This window comes from Stenotrophomonas sp. SAM-B, assembly GCF_013387485.1.
Classification (GTDB): Bacteria; Pseudomonadota; Gammaproteobacteria; order Xanthomonadales; family Xanthomonadaceae; genus Stenotrophomonas; species Stenotrophomonas maltophilia_AA.
The window spans coordinates 364,917-382,305 of sequence record NZ_JABBXB010000002.1; the positions used below are offsets into that span (position 1 = coordinate 364,917).

Genomic DNA, 17,389 nt, shown 5'->3' on the forward strand with positions numbered 1-17,389 from the left:
TTGGCTGTGGTGTTCAATGTCTTCACGTCCTGTCGTTTCCGGTTTGCCCGCCCTCGTATCCGCCGCCTTGCTCGGCACCATGGCGATGATGGCGTTCGTGTCCGTGATCGGCCCGGTGGTGCGGGTGCTGGGCCTGGCCGAGTGGCACGCCGGCCTGTCGGTGACCGCGGCGGGTGTGTTGTGGATGCTGTCGGCACGGCGCTGGGGCGCGCTCAGCGATCGCATCGGCCGCAAGCGCGTGCTGTTGATCGCACTGGCGGCCTATGCCGTGATCTATGTGGCGCTGGCGGTGTTCGTCGATGTGGCGCTGACCTCACCGCCGGCGATCTGGCTCTCCGTGCTGGTCCTGGTCGGCACGCGTGCCCTGGTCGGGCTGTTTTATGCCGCCGTGCCACCGACCGCCGCGGCCATCATTGCCGATCAGGCGGCCCCGGGGCAGCGCGGCAGCGTGATGGCCAAGCTCGGCACCGCCAACGCACTGGGCATGGTGCTGGGCCCGGCCGCCGCCGGTTGGATCGCTTACAAGAATCTCTCGCTCACACTGTATGTGGCCGCGTTGTTGCCGTTGCTGTCGCTGCTGATGATCTGGTGGCGCTTGCCGAATACGCCTCCCGTCGCGCCGACGCATACCGGCCCCAAGCCGACGCTCGGGCTCGGCGATGCACGCCTGCGCCTGCCGCTGCTGGCGGTGTTCGCCGCGATGATCTCGGTCACCATCGCGCAGGTGACGGTCGGCTTCTTCGCGATCGACCGCCTGCGCCTGTCGCCGGCAGACGGCGCGCGCATGGCCGGGCTGGCCTTGACTGCCGTCGGCGTGGGCCTGATCTTCGCGCAGGGCCTGGTGATGAAGCTCAAGGACATCCGCCCGACGCGCTGGATCCTGGTCGGCGCACTGATCTCCGGGTTGGGCTTTGCGTCGGTCGCGCTGGTCAGCGTGCCGTGGCAGCTGCTGGCCAGCTATGCGATCGCTGCGTTCGGCATGGGCTTCGTGTTCCCCAATTTCCAGGCGCTGGCCGCCGATTCGGTGGAGGCACACGAGCAGGGCGCCGCCGCGGGCACGGTCGCGTCGGTGCAGGGCATGGGCATGGTGGTCGGGCCGATGATCGGCACGCTGCTGTACCGCTGGTCGCCGAGCGCGCCGTACCTGCTGGTCGGCGTGGTGCTGCTCATCCTGGCCATCTCCGCAGCGGCGCACCGCGAGCGGGGTGCGGCATGAACGAGATGCTCGCCCGCGGAGTAGCTGAAGAGATGAGCGACACCACCGCCCTCGACGCCGCCGATGCGCCGTACTTCCTGCTGCGCAGCCCGCAGCAGGCGATGGAAGCGCAGGGTGTGCGCGCGCGGCTGCCGTCCGGCGCGACCGCCACGCTGGCCGGGCGCGTCGCTGCGTTCTTCGCCGCGCCGCGCTCCGGCCCGCGCTTGCTGGTGGGTGCGGTGCCGTTCGATCCCGAGCAGGGCGATGCGCTGTATCAGCCGGACCAGGTGTCCGGCCAGCCCACGGTGGTCCGTGTGGAAACGCCGACGCTGGTCGGTGATGTGGTCGCTGAACCGTCTGCGGATGCGTATGCGCAGGCAGTGGCAACGGCCGTCACCGAACTGCAGCGCAGCGACAGTCCGCTGGAGAAAGTCGTGCTCGCCCGCAGCCTGCGCGTCACCACCGCGCAGCCGCTGCATCCGCGCGTGCTGGCCGCGCGCCTGGGCAAGGATCCCAGTGTGGCCACCTACGTGGTGCCGGTGCCCGCCGCGGTCGCGGCCGACCCGGCCTGGCTGGTCGGTGCCACCCCGGAACTGCTGGTCTCCAAGCGCGGTGACCGCGTGCTGTCGCACCCCCTCGCAGGCTCGGCCCGTCGTTCGGCCGATCCCGCCGAAGATGCGCGCGCCGCCGAAACGCTGCTGGCCTCGGCCAAGGATCATGACGAGCACCGCCACGTGGTCGAGGCCATCGTCGCCGCGCTCGCCCCGCTGTGCCACCACGTCGAAGCGCAGCCGCGCCCGACGCTGCATGCCACCGCGACCATGTGGCACCTCGGTACCCGCATCCACGGCACGCTGAAAGATGCGTCAGTTTCCTCGGCCGCCCTGGTCGCGCTGCTGCATCCCACCCCGGCGGTGTGCGGTACGCCGCGCCAACAGGCGCTGGCGCTGATCCGCCAGGCCGAACCGGTCGCGCGGGGATTCTATGCCGGCGCCGTCGGCTGGACCGATGCCCAGGGCGATGGCGACTGGTACGTGGCGATCCGCTGCGCACGGGTGCAGGGCACCGAAGTGCGCCTGTATGCCGGTGCCGGCATCGTCGCGGACTCACACCCCGATCTCGAGGTAGCCGAAACGGCTGCCAAGTTCATGGCCCTGCTGACCGCGCTCGGCGTCCATGACGTTCGTTCTTTCTGATGTGCGGGAGCTGTCCATGAACGCATCCTTCTCTTCCTCGCGGGTGCCGCTGCGCCAGGTCTGGCCACCGGCCCTGGTCGCGCGTTACCGCGCTGCCGGGCACTGGCGTGGCGAGACCTTCCCGGGTTTCCTGCGCGAGCGCGCCGAGCGCTTCGCCGGTGACATCGCCGTGGTCGGTGGCGATACGCGCCTGACCTATGCGCAGCTGTGGCAGGAGGCCGGCCGCATCGGTGCCGGCCTGCTGGCCCAGGGACTGGCACCGGGTGACCGGGTGGTGGTCCAGCTCGGCAACGTGCCCGAGTTCGTCACCGTGGTCTGTGGCCTGTTCCGTGCCGGCCTGATTCCCGTGTATGCGCTGCCCGCGCACCGCATCACCGAAGTCACGCATTTCGCGCGCAGGGCCGAAGCCAGTGCGTACATCGCCGCCGCGAACCATGACGGCTTCGACTACCGCACCCTGGCGCGCGAGCTGCAGGCGCAGGTCCCGGACGTGCAGCACGTCATCATCGCCGGTGACGCGGCCGGGTTCACCGCGCTCGACTCGCTGGCCGGTGACCTCGAACAGCTGCCTCCCGATCCGGACCCACAGTCGGTCGCGTTCCTGCAGATCTCCGGTGGCAGCACCGGCCTCTCCAAGCTGATCCCGCGCACGCACGATGACTATCTGTATTCGTTCCGCGCCAGCAACGCGATCTGCGGCATCACCCAAGACAGCGTCTATCTGGTCGCGCTGCCAGCCGCGCACAACTTCCCGATGAGCTCGCCGGGGTTCTTCGGCACGCTGTACGCCGGGGGGCGCGTGGTGCTCAGCCCCGGTGCGGGCCCGGACGCCGCGTTTACGTTGATCGCGCGCGAGCGCGTCACCTGCGTCGGCCTGGTGCCGCCGCTGGCGCTGCTGTGGGCCCAGGCCGCCGCGACGACAGCCCACGATCTCTCCAGCCTGCAGGTGGTACAGGTCGGTGGCGCCAAGCTGGTGCCGGAAGCTGCGCGCCGCGTCATCGCCGGGCTGGGCTGCACCCTGCAGCAGGTGTTCGGCATGGCCGAGGGCCTGGTCAACTACACGCGCCTGCACGACAGCGACGACCTCATCGTCTCCACCCAGGGTCGCCCGATCAGCGAAGACGACGAGGTGCTGGTGGTCGATGACCACGGCAACCCGGTCGCAGAAGGTGAAACCGGGCATCTGCTCACCCGCGGCCCGTATACCATCCGCGGCTACCACAACGATCCGGCCGCCAATGCGCGTGCCTTCACCGAAGATGGGTTCTACCGCACCGGCGACATGGTCCAGCGCCTCCCGGGTGGCTATCTGGTGGTGCAGGGCAGGGCCAGCGACCACATCAACCGCGCCGGCGAGAAAATCTCCGCCGAAGAAATCGAGGACCACCTGCTGGCGCACCCGAGTGTGTTCGATGCCGCCGTGGTCTCGATCCCCGATGACTACCTGGGTGAGCGCAGCTGCGCCTTCATCATTGCCCAGGGCGAGCCGACCAAGGCCGCCAGCCTCAAGGCTTGGGTCCGCAGCCGCGGCCTGGCCGCGTTCAAAGTGCCGGACCAGATCGTGTTCGTCGATGCCTTCGGCACCACCGCGGTCGGCAAGATCAGCCGTCGCGAACTGCGTGCCCAGCTGCGCGAACGTTTCATGCAACAGACAGGAGAAACGCGCTGATGGCGCTGCCCAAGATCCAACCGTATCCGCTGCCGACCCAGGCCGAGCTGCCGACCCCGCGTGGGGCCTGGCAGCCGGACACCGCGCGCGTGGCGCTGCTGGTGCATGACATGCAGCGCTACTTCCTGGCCGCCTTCGCGCCGGATGCGGCACCGCTGGCCCCGGCCGTGGCCAACATCGCGCGCCTGCTCACGCACTGCCGTGCGCGTGGCATCCCGGTGTTCTACACCGCACAGCGCGGCAACCAGGACCGGCGTGATCGTGGCCTGCAGGCCGATCTGTGGGGCCCGGGCATGTCCGCCACCGAGGAACACGAAGCCATCATCGAGGCCGTGGCCCCGGTGGAGGGCGACCATGTCCTGGTCAAACACCGCTACAGCGCGTTCCAGCGCAGCAATCTGGACACCATGATGCGCGCGCGTGGCCGCGACCAGTTGCTGGTCACCGGCGTGTACGCGCATATCGGCTGTACCGCCACTGTCGCCGAAGGCTTCCAGCGCGACATCGAGAGTTTCATCGCCGCCGACGCGGTCGCCGACTTCTCGCGGGCCGACCATGACCTGGCCCTGCATTGGATCGCCCGCACCTGTGGCGTGCCGATGACCACCGATCACCTGCTGGAGATGCTGGCATGACCGCACTGACCCTGGAGCGCATGCGCGCCGATGTCGCCGGGATGCTCGGCGAAGCCCCCGAGGACATCCAGGACGACGAGAACCTGATGGACCTGGGGCTGGATTCGATGCGCGTGCTCGGCCTGGTACTGGCCTGGGGCAACACCGGCATCCCGCTGGAATTCAGTCATCTGGCCGAACACGCCACGCTGGGTGGCTGGTGGACCGTGGTGCAGCGGCTGCAGGCCGAGGCGGCGGCCAGCGCATGAACGCCCGTGCGGTGCCAGGCGCGGCCGAGCCCATCGTCCGCGGGCTGAGCGAGGCCCAGGCGGGCCTGTGGTATGCCCAGCGGCTGGCGCCGGACAATCCTGCGTTCAACACCGCCCACGCCGTCTGGATCGAGGGTGCGCTGGATGTCGCGGCTTTCGTGCGTGCCGCCGACCAGGCCGCGCAGGAAGCGGAGGCGCTGGCCCTGCGCATCGTCGAGGACGTGCAGGGCGCACCCGGCCAGTGGCTCGACCCGCAGCACACGCCGACGTTGCAGGTGCTGGATCTGTCCGATCAGCCGGACCCCGCCGCTGCCGCGCGCCAGGCCATGCAGCGCGACCGGCTCAGCCCGGTGGATCCCGCCCGCGATCGGCTCAGCCAACAGCGTCTGTTCCTGCTCGGCCCGGCGCGCAGCGTCTGGTACCTGCGCGTGCACCACCTGGCCACCGATGGCTACGGCATGGGGCTGCTGACCGAGCGCGTCTGCGCGCTGTATGCAGGTCATCCGCAGCAGGCTGCGGTGGCACCGTTGCTGCCCGTGCTGGATGAAGATACCCAGTACCGTGACAGCGAGCGCCGCACGCGCGATGCCGCTTACTGGCGCGAGGCCATGGCCGGTGCGCCGGCCGCCACCGGCCTGCAGGCGGGCGTGGCGCCGGCCGCAGCGGATGCGCTGCGCCACGTGCAGCCGATCGACACCGCCCTGCGCGAGCGCCTGCACGCGGCAGCGGCCGCGATCGGCCAGCCTTGGCCGGACCTGCTGACCGCGCTTGGCGCAGAGTACTGCCGCCGGATCAGTGGGGAAGCGGAGGCGGTGATCGGCGTGCCCTTCATGGGCCGCCTCGGCAGCGTCTCCGCCCGCGTCCCGGCGATGGTGATGAACGTCCTGCCGCTGCGGGTCGCGGCCACGCACGACACCGTGGATGCCTATGTGCGCGATATCGCCATGCGCCTGATGCGTGGCCGGCGCCATGGTCGCTACCGGGGTGAGCAGCTGCGGCGCGACCTCGGGCTGATCGGCGGCCAGCGTCGCCTGCACGGTCCGCTGGTCAATGTGCAGCCGTTCTATCGGCCGCTGCAGCTGGCCGGCGTCACTGCGACGCTCGAGGTGCTCTCCACCGGTCCAGTCGATGACGTGACGCTCGGCTTCCGCGGGGATGGCGTGGCCGTGCTCGATCTGGAGATCGAGGCCAATCCCGCGCTGTACACCCCCACACAGGTGCAGGCGCATGCCGCGCGCCTGCTGCATTTCGTGTCGGCCGCGCTGGACGTCCAGGCCACCGGCGGCACGATCGCTTCGGTGCCGCTGTGCACGCCCGCCGAAGCGCAGCGCTATCTACATGACATCAACGCCACGGCGCATCCGGTGCCCGAGCTCAGCCTGGCCGCGCTGATCACCGCACGGATGGCAGCGACGCCGGCGGCCACCGCGGTGGTCTTCGGCGCGCATCAGCTGAGCTTCGCCGAACTGGAGCAGCGCAGCCGTGCGCTGGCCCTGCAGCTGCAGGCCCAAGGCGTGGGCCGCGAGGCGACGGTGGTTGTGGCGCTGCCGCGCTCGCTGGAGCTGATCATCGCCCTGGTCGCGGTGCTGCGTGCCGGTGGCGCCTACCTGCCGGTGGACCTGGCCCATCCGGACGAGCGCCTGGCCCGGATCCTGCGCTCGGCGCAGCCGGTCTGCGTGCTGGCGCTGGCAGATGATCGCGCGCGGTTCCCGGACACACCCGTGCTGGACCCTGCCCAGTGGCAGCGTCACAGCGACGCCGGGCTGACCACCGTGCCGCAGCCGGACGATGCGGCTTATGTCATCTACACCTCCGGCTCCACCGGCGAGCCCAAGGGCGTGGTGATCGAGCACCGCGCCATCGTCAACCGGCTGGAGTGGATGCGCGAGCATTACGCGATCCAGCCCGACGACCGCATCCTGCAGAAGACCCCGGCCACCTTCGATGTCTCGGTGTGGGAGTTCTTCCTGCCGCTGATCAGCGGCGCCACCCTGGTGGTGGCCCCGCCCGAGGCGCATCGCGATCCGCTGGCGCTGGCCGCACTGATCCGCCAGCACGCGATCACCACCCTGCATTTCGTGCCGTCGATGCTGGCCGCGTTCCTGGCGGCCCCGGCCGCGCGCGGGCTGCAGCTGCGCCGCGTGTTCACCAGTGGCGAAGCACTGGATGCCGCGCTGCGCGACCGCTTCCATGCCACGGTCCAGGCCGAGCTGCACAATCTCTATGGCCCCACCGAGGCCGCCGTGGATGTCAGCTTCTGGCCCGCCAGCCAGGACGACACCTCCGCACCGGTGCCGATCGGCCATCCGGTCTGGAACACCTGCCTGTACGTGCTGGATGCCGGGATGCAACCGCTGCCGCCCGGCGTCGCCGGCGATCTGTATCTCGGCGGGGTACAGCTGGCACGCGGCTATCTGGGGCGCGACGATCTGACCGCCGAGCGCTTCCTGCCCGATCCGTTCGTTGCCGGCGGACGCCTGTATCGCACCGGCGACGTGGCGCGCTGGCGCGAAGACGGGGCAGTGGAGTATCTCGGCCGCAGCGATCACCAGGTCAAGCTGCGTGGCCTGCGCATCGAGCTCGGCGAAATCGACGCTGCACTGCGTTCGGCACCGGGCGTCACCCGGGCCGAAGTGCTGCTACGCGAAGACCGCCCCGGCGAGCCAAGGCTGGTGGCCTACCTCAACGCGGGTGGCCCGGCGCTGGAGACGCTGCGGGGGCATCTGGCCAACCGGCTGCCGGACTACATGGTGCCCGGGGCCTTCGTGGAGCTGGACCACTGGCCGGTCACGGCCAACGGCAAACTGGATCGTGCCGCGTTGCCGGCACCGGCGCAGGCGTCCGCCTCGGGCGTTGCGCCACGCACCTCGACCGAGCAGGTGCTGGCCGCGTTGTTCGCCGAAACGCTGGGGCTGAGCACACCGGTCAGTGCCGATGCGGATTTCTTCGCACTCGGCGGCGACTCCCTCAGTGCCGTGCACCTGCTGCTGGCGATCCAGCAGCGGTGGCGCTGCGACCTCGGCCTGGGCGCGGTATTCGCGGCACCCACGGTCGCCGCGCTGGCGGCCCGTATCGATGCGCCGCCCACCGCCACCGATCATGGGCTGGCCCCGATGATCCGGCTGGCCAGCGGAGATGCGGCGCGCGCCCCGCTGTATGTGATCCATCCTGCCGGCGGCATCGCCTGGAACTACCGCGACCTGGCCCGCGCACTGGCACCCGCGCGTGAGGTGCAGGGCCTGCAGTCGCCGGTCCTCGATCCCACCCGGCCACTGCCGGCGAGCATCGAAGCACTGGCGGCCGACTACGCGGAGCGCATCCTCGCATTGGGCCGCCCCGGGCCGGTGCATCTGCTGGGCTGGTCGGTCGGCGGCATCCTCGCCCAGGCCATGGCGGTGCACCTGCGCGGGCGCGGCCACGAGGTCGGCGTCCTGGCCCTGCTCGATGCCTATCCCAGCGAGTGCTGGCGGGCCGAACCCGAGCCGGACCCGACCGCCGCGCTGCGTGCTCTGCTCGCCATCGCCGGGCATGACCCGGAAGCGCATCCCGAGCTGGACAGCCGCGCCCGCATCCTGGCGTTCCTGCGCCGCGGTGACAGCGCACTGGGCAACCTGCCGGATATCGTCCTCGATGGCGTGGTCCGCGCCGTCACCGGCACCAACCGCTTGATCCGCGCCCATCACCACACGCACTACGACGGTCCGCTGCTGCACGTGCGCGCCGGCCGCGACCATCTCGCCCGCCCGCAGCTGCAGTCCGCGTTGTGGCAGGCCCATGCCGCCCACGTGGAGGCGATCGACCTTCCTTTCCTGCACGCCGAGCTCACCGGCCGCGATGCCGTGGCGCAGATCGCGCCCTGGCTGGATGCGCATCTTCGGCGGCACGACCTACACAGGACACCAGCATGAAACTCACCGGATTCGACGGCACCATCGCGCTGGTCACCGGCGCGGGCGGCGGCATCGGGGCGGCATTGGTCGAGCAGCTGCGCGACAGCGGCTGCATCGTGGTCGCGACCGACGTGGTGGCACCCGAGCGTGTGGCCGGGGCATGGCAGTCGACCGTGCACGCCAGCGCACTGGACGTGACCGACTCCGCTGCGGTGGATGCACTGGTGGACTGGGTGGAAACCCATATCGGGCCGATCGGGTTCGGCATCAACGTCGCCGGCGTGCTGCAGACCGGCACCGTCGTCGACACCGACGACACGCAATGGCGCCGGGTGTTCGCGGTCAACACGGACGGCGTCTTCCACGTCTCCCGTGCGCTGGCGCGGGTGATGTCGCCGCGGCGCAGGGGCGCGATCGTCACGGTCAGCTCCAACGCGGCGGGCGTCCCGCGCCACGGCATGGCCGCCTACGCCGCCTCCAAGGCCGCCTCGACCATGTTCACCCGCTGCCTGGGCCTGGAGCTGGCGCCGCTGGGCATCCGCTGCAACATCGTCGCCCCGGGCTCGACCCTGACCCCGATGCAGACCGGCATGTGGGCGGACGAGCAGGGGGCCGAGCGGGTGATAGAGGGTAGTCCGGAGACGTACAAGGCCGGCATACCGCTGCAGAAGTTGGCGAGCCCGGAGGACATCGCCAACGCCGTGATGTTCCTGCTCTCTGACCAAGCTGGCCATATCGCGATGAGCGATCTCTATGTGGACGGGGGCGCCACGCTGCGCGGGTAGGTCCGAACCATGTTCGGATAGCGCGGCGCCGGGCCGGAGAGCATCCGACGATGCGTCGGATCTACCCATCCAATGGCCAGCGGCACCAGGCGTAGGGATACTCCCCCAGGCGGGTGGCCAGGCCGGCACGCACCGGATTGGCGACGATGTATAGCGCCTGCGTGTGCAACGATTCATCGCTGCGTACCGCATGATCGTAGAAACCCGGTTGCCAGAAGGGACCGCTACGGCAAAGAGTTCGGTTCAGCAGGCGTGCGCTACGTGACTTGAACAGCTGCATGCAGGCGGGCAGCGTTCGTTGCCGCAACTGCATCAACCAATGCAGATGATCGGGCATGACCACCCAGGCCAGCGAGCAGGTGATCCTCTCGGCTTCTATAAAGCGCAAGGCATCGATGATCTGCTCGACGTTGTGCCGGTGGGTGAACAGTGGTTGGCGTCGATACGCCACTGTGGTCAGGGCATAGACCTGGCCGACCTGTGAGTGACGACCTTGACGCAGGCGTGGATTGGTCATGCACAGATGATTTGCGTATCCCGTCATGTCGCACATCGGGAATCGCCATGAATCAATATCAGGCAGACGACAGCGCAGGGAGTAGGTCCGAACCATGTTCGGATGCCGTGGTGCCGGAACGGAGAGCATCCGACGATGCGTCGGATCTACCGCGACAGCCGGGGAGCCGTCGCCGGGCGCAACTTTACCAACTAGCCCGCAACCCGATCTGCCCAGCCACATCGCGATACCCGCCCTGGCCCTGCTGCACGCCCATATCGCCCCACCCGGTCCAGCGCCGGCCAAGCTGCAGCGAAACACCGGCCTTGGCCTCATAGCGATCCTTGGGCAGGCCGCCTTCCATGCGCTCACCATCGAAGCGCAGGCTGTTGTCGTCGGCGCCATGAATCCAGTTCACCGCCACGAACGGCTGCACCCGGTTGCCGACGTCGTTGTTGGCATGACCAGACAGCCGCACACCCACACGGCTGTTCAGGCCGCCGGCATCACTGCCGTCAACCACCGTGCCGTTGGTTTCCACGTGGCGGTCTGTGCTGAAATCGGTGTAGCCCAGCTGCAGCTGCGGCTCCACGAACATTGTGGTGCTGGCGCTATCCAGCACTTTGAAGCTGTAACCGGCCTCGACCGATGCAGTTCTCGCATCGCTGTCGTAGCGTTCCTTGGCGAGTGCATCACCCTGCACGGTATTCTTGAACTGCGCGTACTGCACCCAGGCATCAACGTACAGCCCGGTGGTCTGCGCCGGATCCTGCAGCCAGCTGGCATACACGCCCACGGCCTGGCCCTCGACCTTGCCCTTGGCCGAATAGCCGGTCTCACGCGAGGTCACCGTGTTGTTGGCGCGACCCCCGCCCAGCATCACGCCAAACTGGCCGCGGCTGTCCGCGCCCCAGTTGAGCAGGTCGGTGCCGACCTGCAGCACCGAGGTGTCACCGTTGACGCTGAGCTGATCGGCGATCACGCCGTAGTCGGCCTGATTGCGAGCCACGCGTGCCCACGCGCCGCGCTCGGACAGGCCGCGCGCAGTGCCGCCGGTGCGATCCTGCAGGCGCATCCCGAACATCTGTGTGGCCGCAGCCTGGTTGGCCAGGTATGCACCAGGTTCCGGGCGCAGCACCGGGACTGGAATGACCGGGTCTACAGGATCTACAGGGTCTACAGGATCTACAGGGTCTACAGGGTCTACGGGATCAACGGGGTCCACAGGATCAACGGGGTCCACAGGATCAACCGGGTCAACCGGCTTGCACCCCGGCAGGGTCGGGTCGGCCACACAGGGGTCCGGAGCCACCGGAAGCACCGTGCGCAGGTACCAGTTGCCATCGCTCGGTACGGCAGTGCTGCCTTGGTGCAGGAAGTACTCGTACTGCCCTCCGACAGCGCGGCCAGCGAGAGTGAACACGCCATTGGACGCGCCACCCACTTGGATCAGCTGGATGCCATTGAGGGTATGCGCGCCTGCGCCGCCCACATTGTTCACCGCCACGTTGGTTTGGCCGCTGGTGCTGCCGCCGATGACCAGTTTGTCGCTCGCCGAAGCGTCATCGCCGAGCACGGAGTTGAACATCAACGTGCCACCAGCGCCGACGTAGTCGCCGCTCACGGTGAGGATGTTGAATGCCGTGCCGTCGCCCAGCGCGACGGTTCCGCCGCTGTTGAGGTTGAGCGTGCCGACGTTCGAGTCGCCGGCCAGCTGCCAGTGGCCGCCACCGGAAAGCGTGGCAGAGCTGACATTGTCAAACACACCGATGATGCTGGCGTTGTCGCTCAGATTGACGTTGGTCGTAGAGCCAGCGTCGTTGATGATGTTGCCGGTGAGCGCGCTGCCATAGAGGTTGAAATTGGCAACCGCGCCACCGCCCACCTCAAGCAGCGTACTGTTTCCACCCACCACCTGCGCACCGTTGCGGATGTCGATATCGGCGGTCATGGGCTCCGACAGCTGCTGGACAACGATCGCGCTGCCTGCGGTGCCCTCAATGCGCGCGTTGTCCACGGCCAGGCTTGTCGCCGTCTGCGAGGGGACGCCAGCGGTGACGAGACTCAGCAACACCCCGTTTACATCGCCCGTGACGACGCTCAGATTGCCCACCTGCGCACGCCCGGCGCTTACCTCGATGCCGACCCCGGTGCTTCCTGTACCGGCCACGTTCGTTCCATCCAGGAGCACAAGGCCGCCACCGCCAATGCTCACCCCAACGCCCGTGCCTACGAGGTTGCTGCTGACTACACTGACCAGTGACGTCTGCGGATCGGGTACGCGCAGTGCACCTGTGCTCAGTGCAGCGCCGTCGCCGCCGATGATCGTGCTGTTACGTACATCCGCGAAGGAGCCAGCCACGAACAGTGTGGAGGCAGGCGAGCCGCTTATCTCCGCACCATTCAGGTAGATGCCTGCGCCACCGTTGCTGGCGATGACACTCGTTGCTTTGCCACCGGCGAGGATGCGCAAGGTCCCGGAGTTGTCAACAGTCCAGTCCTCTGTCGGCTGTCCTGCCCGTACCACGATGGTCTCGCCTGGCAATACCTGTCCGGCCTGGGCTGCGGGAGCGCCAAGCGCCAGCAACACAGCAGCTGCCAGTGCAGAAGGAAGGGCCAGGCGGCGCGGTGATGCAGAGTGATGAACGGTGGCAGGTAAGGTGTTGCTGCGCATGGCAATGCCCTTCATGAGGAGATGAGAAGCTCGTATGGCCTCAACGAAGATCACGAGCGTTGCCCGCCGCTGAGTCGGTGGAGCTGCAAGATAGGGGCGGCCCGCGGCCAGTGCTATGCAACTAATACGAATTGGCGAATCCCTGGCGCTCAGGGCGGAGGAGCGCTTCTGGCGTGAGCCGCTCGACGTTGAACGGAGGGTGTCCTTCGCGGTCACCCTCCGTGGGCTCAGGCGTCTCCAAACAGCTCGATGTCTTCCCACATCTCCACGCCCAGCTGGACGCGCACTCCGGTGGGGCGCTGGGAGACGGTGAACAGCCCCACCGCCATCCGCCTCGCTTCGATCAGCGCCTGGTCGCGTGACTCATACAGATTCCTCCCCGCAAACGCCCCGCCTCGCAACGCCCACCCGTTGCTGACCGGCACCACGTAGAAATACGTCCTTGGCATGCGCGTTCTCCAGGGCAAGGCACCATCATGTGGGCGGGGGCGCGTGAAGAAGGCGTCGTCTTTCGCTGCGGATCAGCGAGTCGTTGCGTGCAATGTGACACGGGTACGTTAGCGTGCTCATCGTGGCCATTATTTGCGGCTTAATCACATGGCCTTCACGAATGCGGGCGCATCCGTAAACGGACATGACCCGGAAACCTGAATGCAGGGCAGCTGGCCCAGCCGGAGACAGGCATTTCGTATTAGTTGCATATCCGCAGTGATAGGTCGCATCTATCTTGGCCGCCTTGTCTGGCCCTTTGCCTCACCCACTCTCCTGGAGCTTTCATGCACACTTCCTCAATTTCCTCGTCGCCCCATTTGCCGCTCCGCCGCAAGGCGCTGGCGGCCGTAGTGTCCTTGGCGTTAGGTTCACTGGCTGCATCGGCGGTGGCCGGCACTGTGAGTCCCGGGGGCGTAGGGACTGTCAATCCCGGTGATGCCGTCGAGAGCTGGACGGTCCTCGAGGGTGGCCTGTTGACCATCAACCCCGACGGCAAGACCCTTGACGTGCGCGTGCAGCGGGGAAGGCTGAACATGACGGGTGCTGACGTGAGTGGAACAGGGGCTGCTGCAGTGGAGCTTGTCGGGAGCCACGCCTCGATTCTGGGGTCCACTGTCACCAGCACCACCCACGAGGGTCTTCGATTAGTTCGGACTGTCGCAGGGGCATCTACGGCCACTGTCGAGCGCAGCGTCATTACCGGTGTGAGCTCTGGTATATCGACGAGCGCGGGTGCATTCGTGCGCGTGTCGGATTCAACTGTTGAAGGAACCGGAGGCCGAGGCGTTACGACCTTTGGTGGTGCGTTCGAGGCTCTTGATGGATCGGTTATCCGCGGGAGCACGGACGGTATATGGGCTTTGATGTCGAACTCAGGTACGTCGCATGCCACAGACGGCACGATCCTCATCGACGCATCACGGGTGGAAGGAGTGAGCGGCAGTGCGATTACCGTTCAGGCAGATCGTCCGGACAGTACGCTGCGCGAAACCAGCATCCTGGTGCGGAACGGTGCCCAGCTGGTAGGCGGCAACGGCAATCTGCTCACCGTTCTCAACTCGCGGATCTCGCCCACTGATCCGTCGATTGGGCGCTTGCAGGTGGAGACCACCACGCTGACGGGCAACGTTGTGGCGGAAGAATTCGCCGAGGCACACGTGACCTTGCTCAGCGGCGGCCGCATCAATGGCCGTTTCGACAATGTCACCTCCGCGACCATCGGCGATGGCGGCCATTGGCAGCTGACCGGCGACAGTGATGTCGGTGAACTTTCCCTGGGCAACGGCGGTGTTGTCGCGCTGGGCGACGGTACCGCGTTCAACACCCTGACCATCACTGGCGATTACACCGGCAGCGGTGGCACGCTGCTGTTCAATACTGTCCTCGGCGATGACACCGCGGCCAGCGACAAGCTGATCGTCAACGGCAGCACCAGCGGGCAGACCCGCGTAGCCGTCAACAACGTCGGCGGCATTGGCGCGCAGACCGTCAACGGCATCCAGCTGATCCAGGTCGATGGTGCGTCCAACGGTCAGTTCGACCTGGCCGGCCGTGCGGTGGGCGGGCAGTACGAGTACTTCCTGTTCAAGGGTGGCAAGGCCGATCCCAACGATGGCGATTGGTACCTGCGCTCGGAACTGCCGGTCGCACCGCCGGAGCCGGACCCCTGCCTGGCCGACCCGAACGCGCCGGGCTGCGTGATCACCCTGCCGGAGCAGTGCCTGATTGATCCGAGCCTGCCGCAGTGCCTGCCGCCGGTACCGGTGCTTCGCCCGGAGCCGGGTGCCTACCTGGCCAACCAGTCCGCTGCCACGCAGATGTTCGGCATGCGGATGCATGACCGTAACGGCGGTACCGCTCGCGGCCTGTCCGAGCGCGGCGCGTGGGCACGGGTGTCCCGCAACCAGGCCGACTACGGCGTCATCGGCGATCAGCTCAGTGTCAATGGTGATACCGATGTGCTGCAGGTCGGCACCGACGTGTTCACTTGGGGTGCGGAGCGCGGCCAGCTCGGTGTGATGCTGGGCAGTGGCCGCGCCAACAATACGGTCACCTCCCGACTGACCGGCTATTCGGCCAAGGGCAAGGTGGACGGGCAGGCGATCGGCGTCTATGGCAGCTGGCTGCAGGATGCAGCACAGACGACCGGGCTGTATGTGGACGCCTGGGCCCAGCATGCGCGGTTCAAGAACAGTGTTCAGGGTGATGGCCTGAGCAAGGAGCGCTATGACAGCACCGCCAACAGCGCTTCCGTCGAGGCCGGCTACGGCGTCCAGGTCGCCGATGGCGAGCGCGTTGCGATGTTCGTCGAGCCGCAGTTGCAGCTGAGCTATACCCGTCTGAACACCGATACGCATGTTGAACGCAACGGCACGGTGATCGATGGTGACAACGCCGATGGCCTCACCAGCCGCTTCGGCGTGCGCTTCTTTGGCCATGCCCACACCGATGCCGGCAACCGCGTGCAGCCGTTCGTGTCGGTCAACTGGATTCACGAATCCAGCGACAACGGCCTGAGTTTCGATGGCGAGCGCGTGGCTGGCGGCTTGCCGCAGGATCGTTACGAAGCAAAGGCCGGCGCATCGCTGCAGCTCGGCGGCCGCTGGACGGCATGGGGCGACCTGGGTCTGCAGAGGGGAGATGGCGGCTATAAGGATGTGAGCGGCCAGATCGGTCTACGTAGTAGCTGGTAATCCGTTCCCAGCGCCTCTCTTTTGAAACCGTGAGTGCAAACCGTTGGTCACGCCTTTTCACGAGTGCGGGCGCAGTACTCCGTCTCCAACCGAAGCTGAATACAGAGGCGAACAAGCAAACGGACGCGTGGGGATTTCGTATTAGTTGTATATGCGCAGCGATAGGCGGCCCCTATCTTGGCCATCTTCCCGGGCGCCTGAATGGTGCTCCAGCGGCGCTCGACATGAGCGTTGACCCACCAACGGCTCCAATCACTGAAACCCCGAAGGCCCCAATATGCGCACCCACTCGATGATCGCCAGAACCCTCCTCAGCTCAGCAGTGATGCTTGCGCTGTTCGTGCCCGATGCGTCGGCGGACATTATTGGGCCGGGCAACACCCGGACGGTTGGACCAGGCTCTCCGATCGTCTCGTGGGTGCTGCAGCAGGATTCGACTCTGAACGTCCTGGCGGGCGGCGCAACCAGCTACATCCAGGCGCAGGCGGGATCCACCGTCAATCTCCAGGGTGCTACGGTCACCGGTGACGACACAACGGTCAGAGATGCCATCGCATTGGTGGATTCCCGAGCCAACATTGTAGACAGCACGATCAGCAGTGCCACCCGTTCCGCGATTTCGCTTGGTTACGCCGCGGGTACTCCCGACCCGGGCTCCCGTGCGGATATCCGCGGCGGCACCATTACCGGTGCAGGCGAAGGGGCGATCTCCTTGAGCGGCAACAGTACGCTGACGTTGGCGGGCACTACCGTGCGAGGTGTTGGTACCGGCCCTTACGGGGGTAACGCGGTATGGAGCTTTGGTGGCGTCGTGGAAGTTGCCGAAGGAAGCACGCTGATCGGGGATCAATCGGGCATCTTCGTGGGCATGAGCGATGCCGGCACCTTGGTGCCGGACGCTGGGACGGTGCTGGTCGATGCGTCGAGCGTTGAGGGTATCGCGAGCAGCGCGATCGTGGTCCAGACGCTCCCGAGCAGCGCCCGTCAGGACGTGAGCATCCTGGTGCGTAACGGGTCTGTCCTGAAGGGTGGCGATGGCAATCTGCTGCTGGTCAGGAACGCTTTCACCGCTGGCGACGCATCCGTGGCCAATTTCCAGGTCGAATCATCCGTCCTCAACGGCAATGTCGTAGCCGAAGACATGGCAGAAGCGCATGTGACCCTGCTCAATGGTGGCCGAATCAACGGCCGCTTCGACAATGTCACCACCGCGACCATCGGCGATGGCGGGCACTGGCAGCTGACCGGCGACAGTGATGTCGGCCAGCTGGCACTTGGTCCGGGCGGTGTTGTCGCGCTGGGCGACGGTACCGCGTTCAACACCCTGACCATCACTGGCGATTACACCGGCAGCGGTGGCACGCTGCTGTTCAATACTGTCCTCGGCGATGACACCGCGGCCAGCGACAAGCTGAT

11 protein-coding genes and 1 pseudogene are annotated in these 17,389 nt (G+C 67.3%); 9 read left to right on the forward strand and 3 right to left on the reverse strand.

Annotation, left to right across the window (positions count from 1 at the left end; all coding sequences use genetic code 11):
• Nucleotides 1-16 precede the first annotated feature (16 nt).
• The 7 genes from HH110_RS05920 to HH110_RS05950 are packed head-to-tail and all read left to right on the forward strand — an operon-like array spanning nt 17 to nt 9,618.
• Complete coding sequence (locus tag HH110_RS05920; RefSeq protein ID WP_176988799.1) at nt 17-1,216, forward strand: MFS transporter; 1,200 nt, start codon at nt 17-19, stop codon at nt 1,214-1,216.
• The gene (locus HH110_RS05925) at nt 1,213-2,391 is read left to right on the forward strand and encodes an isochorismate synthase MenF (RefSeq protein ID WP_176988800.1); all 1,179 of its coding nucleotides are present in this window, start codon (nt 1,213-1,215) and stop codon (nt 2,389-2,391) included. The genes HH110_RS05920 and HH110_RS05925 overlap by 4 nt, the downstream gene beginning before the upstream one ends.
• Before the next feature lie 16 nt (nt 2,392-2,407).
• The gene (locus HH110_RS05930) at nt 2,408-4,060 is read left to right on the forward strand and encodes a (2,3-dihydroxybenzoyl)adenylate synthase (protein WP_176988801.1); all 1,653 of its coding nucleotides are present in this window, start codon (nt 2,408-2,410) and stop codon (nt 4,058-4,060) included.
• Nucleotides 4,060-4,695: an isochorismatase family protein gene (locus HH110_RS05935; protein ID WP_176988802.1), complete on the forward strand. Its 636-nt coding sequence runs from the start codon at nt 4,060-4,062 to the stop codon at nt 4,693-4,695. Before HH110_RS05930 ends, HH110_RS05935 begins: the two co-directional genes overlap by 1 nt.
• Nucleotides 4,692-4,943, forward strand: a complete 252-nt coding sequence (locus HH110_RS05940) for a phosphopantetheine-binding protein (RefSeq protein WP_176988803.1) — start codon at nt 4,692-4,694, stop codon at nt 4,941-4,943. The genes HH110_RS05935 and HH110_RS05940 overlap by 4 nt, the downstream gene beginning before the upstream one ends.
• A complete protein-coding gene (locus tag HH110_RS05945) occupies nt 4,940-8,851 on the forward strand; it encodes a non-ribosomal peptide synthetase (protein ID WP_176988804.1) in 3,912 nt (1,303 codons plus the stop codon). The genes HH110_RS05940 and HH110_RS05945 overlap by 4 nt, the downstream gene beginning before the upstream one ends.
• On the forward strand, nt 8,848-9,618 hold the full coding sequence (locus HH110_RS05950; RefSeq protein ID WP_176988805.1) for a 2,3-dihydro-2,3-dihydroxybenzoate dehydrogenase: 771 nt from the start codon (nt 8,848-8,850) through the stop codon (nt 9,616-9,618). Before HH110_RS05945 ends, HH110_RS05950 begins: the two co-directional genes overlap by 4 nt.
• Before the next feature lie 61 nt (nt 9,619-9,679).
• Here the strand turns inward: HH110_RS05950 and HH110_RS05955 are convergent, their stop codons facing one another.
• The 3 genes from HH110_RS05955 to HH110_RS05965 form a co-directional block, all read right to left on the reverse strand.
• Nucleotides 9,680-10,135 (reverse strand): transposase, encoded by a 456-nt coding sequence (locus tag HH110_RS05955; RefSeq protein ID WP_176988806.1) that lies wholly within the window; start codon nt 10,133-10,135, stop codon nt 9,680-9,682.
• A gap of 184 nt (nt 10,136-10,319) precedes the next feature.
• Nucleotides 10,320-12,803 carry an autotransporter outer membrane beta-barrel domain-containing protein gene (locus HH110_RS05960; RefSeq protein ID WP_176988807.1) on the reverse strand — a complete coding sequence of 828 codons (2,484 nt, stop codon included), beginning with the start codon at nt 12,801-12,803 and terminating at the stop codon, nt 10,320-10,322.
• Between the two features lie 212 nt (nt 12,804-13,015).
• Nucleotides 13,016-13,237 (reverse strand): hypothetical protein, encoded by a 222-nt coding sequence (locus HH110_RS05965; protein WP_176988808.1) that lies wholly within the window; start codon nt 13,235-13,237, stop codon nt 13,016-13,018.
• Between the two features lie 906 nt (nt 13,238-14,143).
• Between HH110_RS05965 and HH110_RS05970 the strand changes: the two genes are divergently transcribed.
• Together HH110_RS05970 and HH110_RS05975 are read left to right on the forward strand one after the other, a co-directional pair.
• Nucleotides 14,144-15,973 (forward strand): autotransporter outer membrane beta-barrel domain-containing protein, encoded by a 1,830-nt coding sequence (locus tag HH110_RS05970; RefSeq protein ID WP_176988809.1) that lies wholly within the window; start codon nt 14,144-14,146, stop codon nt 15,971-15,973.
• A gap of 277 nt (nt 15,974-16,250) precedes the next feature.
• A pseudogene (locus HH110_RS05975) lies at nt 16,251-17,389 on the forward strand (hypothetical protein); the annotation flags it as partial.